The 2,754-nt window shown below is 64.9% G+C and carries 3 protein-coding genes; 1 reads left to right on the top strand and 2 read right to left on the bottom strand.

From position 1 onward, the window contains the following. Positions 1-753 (bottom strand): aldehyde dehydrogenase family protein (locus tag EN994_RS25820; protein ID WP_127307912.1); only part of this gene is annotated, 753 nt, incomplete at its 3' end. 130 nt (positions 754-883) lie between these two features. Then, positions 884-1,375, bottom strand: a complete 492-nt coding sequence (locus EN994_RS25815) for an Lrp/AsnC family transcriptional regulator (protein WP_013530324.1) — start codon at positions 1,373-1,375, stop codon at positions 884-886. Between the two features lie 82 nt (positions 1,376-1,457). Here EN994_RS25815 and EN994_RS25810 point away from each other — a divergent pair. Then, a partial coding sequence (locus EN994_RS25810; protein ID WP_164746191.1) for a PLP-dependent aminotransferase family protein occupies positions 1,458-2,754 on the top strand: 1,297 nt, incomplete at its 3' end.

The following is a 2,754-nucleotide window of genomic DNA, read 5'->3' as shown; positions in this document are numbered from 1 at the left end:
GATCTCGGTCGAGCCGGTGAAGCTCATGGCACGCACGCGCGGATCTTCGCACATCCGGCCGACGATCGTCGAAGCCTTGCCGGTGACGATGTTGAAGACGCCCACGGGCAGGCCGGCGCGTTCGCCGAGTTCGGCCAGCGCCAGCGCCGACAGCGGCGTTTCCGAGGACGGATGCGCGACGATGGTGCAGCCGGCGGCAAGGGCGGCGGCCGCCTTACGGGTCAGCATGGCCGACGGAAAATTCCACGGCGTGACAACGCCGACGACGCCGAGCGGCTCGCGCCGCACCATCATCTCGGCGTTCGGCAGATGGCTGGTGACGCTCTCGGCGTTCGGGCGTTTTGCTTCTTCGGCATACCATTCGACGAAGGAGGCGGCGTAGTCGATCTCGCCCAGCGATTCCTGCAGAGGCTTGCCCTGTTCAAGCGTCATCAGCAGAGCCAGATCATCCTTGGCGCCGACGATCAGCTCGAACCATTTTCGTAAAATTTTCGAGCGCTCCTGCGGCAACAGCGCCCGCCAGGCCGGGAAGGCGCGCGCCGCGGCATCGATCGCCTTTGTCGTCTGCCGGCCATCGAGCGCGGCGACGAAAGCGACGGTCGTGCCGGTGGCCGGATCGGTGACCTCGAAGCTTTCGGCAGCCTCGCTTGCGGTCCAGTGGCCATCGACATAGGCCAGTTCGCGCAGCAGCCGGCGGTCGGCGAGGCCGTCGAGCGCTTCATGGCGATGCGAGCGGGCGAAATGCGCGGACATGGTCAAAGCCTCCCGGTTCGGACTGATAAGGGAAGACTATCCGCCCGATGCAGATAGAGAGGCTGTTTGGAAGTCCTGACGTAGAGAGACTCTCTCTATCGGGTTGCCCGGCGAGAGAATCTCTCCGCTCCTATGACGACGCCGGCAAAAGCTCTGCGATGGGCAGCGCCACCTCGTCCTTCACGGTCTTGATGACGATGTAGGTGAAGTAACGATCGATGCCGATCTCGCGGTCCAGCAAGCCATCGACCAGCCGCTGATAGGCGTCGATGTCGCGCGCCATTACTTTCAACAGATAGTCGACGCCGCCGCCGACAGACCAGCAGGCGACGATCTCGGGAACATCGCGTATAACGCGCTCGAAGCGGTCGAAATCGGCCTGGCGGTGGTTTGCCAGCGTCACCTCCATCAGCACGGTGGCAACGGGTGCCACGACGCGCATGGCGATCCTGGCGTGATAGCCCGAGACGATGCCGGCCTTTTCCAGCTTGCGCAACCGCATCCAGCACGGCGTCGGAGACAGGCCGACCTGCTCGGCCAGCGCCAGCTTGGTGATGCGTCCGTCGCGCTGGATGGCGTCGAGGATTTTCAGGTCGATCGGGTCGAGTTTCGCTGATGTCATCAGGGCTCACTTTTTCGTCCGAGTACCATGACGGCGCATTATTTCGATTGTCAATTGCACTGATTTCGATCTCTAATAAGTCATGACATTGTGGCAACCCGATCCCGCGCTTATCCGGCGGCCGGCCTATCAGTCGCTGGCCGACCAGTTCGCGCGCGCCATCCATGACGGACGCCTTGCCAATGGCGCGCGGTTGCCGACCCATCGCAGGCTGGCCGACGACCTCAAGCTTTCGGTGCAGACGGTCAGCCGCGCCTATGAGGAACTGATCCGGCGCGGCCTGATTTCGGGCGAGATCGGCCGCGGCAGCTTCGTCCAGACGCAGCGCCGCGAGCCCGAGCCGCCCTATCTGCCGGAGCGGCTCGGTGAAGTCATCGACCTTTCGATCCTGAAACCGGTCTGCGAGCCGATGCATCTTGAGCGGCTGAAGCAGGCACTGGGATGGCTGGCTGAGAACCTGCCGTCGAGTTCAGCACTTTCGTTCCGGCCCAACATGGTGTTTCCCCGCCACCGCGCCGTCGCCGTCGAATGGTTGAGACTGTGCGGCCTCGATGCATCGCCGCAGAACGTCAGCCTGACCAACGGCGCCACCGCCGGCATGACAGTGGCGCTGATGAGCGTCGCGCCGCCGGGCTCTACGGTCGCCACGGAGGCGATCGGCCACCATACGCTGGTGCCGTTGGCACGCTATCTCGGCTTCAACCTGGAAGGCCTGCCGATCGACGACAACGGCCTGATTCCGGAAGCGCTGGACGAGGCCTGCCGGCTTTCCGACATCCGCGCGGTCTTCGTGCAGCCCTCGGTCATCAATCCGACGGCGACGCTGATGGATGCGCGGCGGCGAGAAGAGATCGCCGCGGTCGCGCGCAAGCACGATATCGCCATCATCGAGAACGATGTGCTGGGTCCGCTGGTCGAAGACCGGCCGCCGCCGGTTGCCGCGTTCGCGCCGGAGCGCACGCTCTACGTCACCTCCTTCACCAAGATCACCGTGCCCGGCCTGCGCATCGGCTATCTGGCCGCACCCGACCGCTACGTCGCCGCCGTCGCCAACCGGCATCTGGTTTCGAACTGGATGGCGACGCCGCTGGTGGCCGAGATCGCCACCAAATGGGTGACCGACGGCACGGCGATGGAGCTTGTCCACTGGCAGCGCGCGGCTTTGCGGCGCCGGCAGGATATTGCAGCGCAGGTGCTGGCGGGGGTCGACTATCGCGCCCGGCGAGACGGGCTGCATGTCTGGCTTCAACTGCCCGCGGACCGTGCCGAGGAAAGCTTTGTCGCCCAGGCCCGCCTGCAAGGCGTGGCTATCGCGCCCGGAACATCCTTCCGTATTTCGGGTGCGCCCTGGCACCCGGCGGTGCGTATCTCGCTGGGTT

The organism is Mesorhizobium sp. M7A.F.Ca.CA.002.09.1.1, from assembly GCF_003998555.1.
Taxonomy (GTDB): Bacteria; Pseudomonadota; Alphaproteobacteria; order Rhizobiales; family Rhizobiaceae; genus Mesorhizobium; species Mesorhizobium ciceri.
This window is presented reverse-complemented; position numbering and strand designations above follow the sequence as displayed.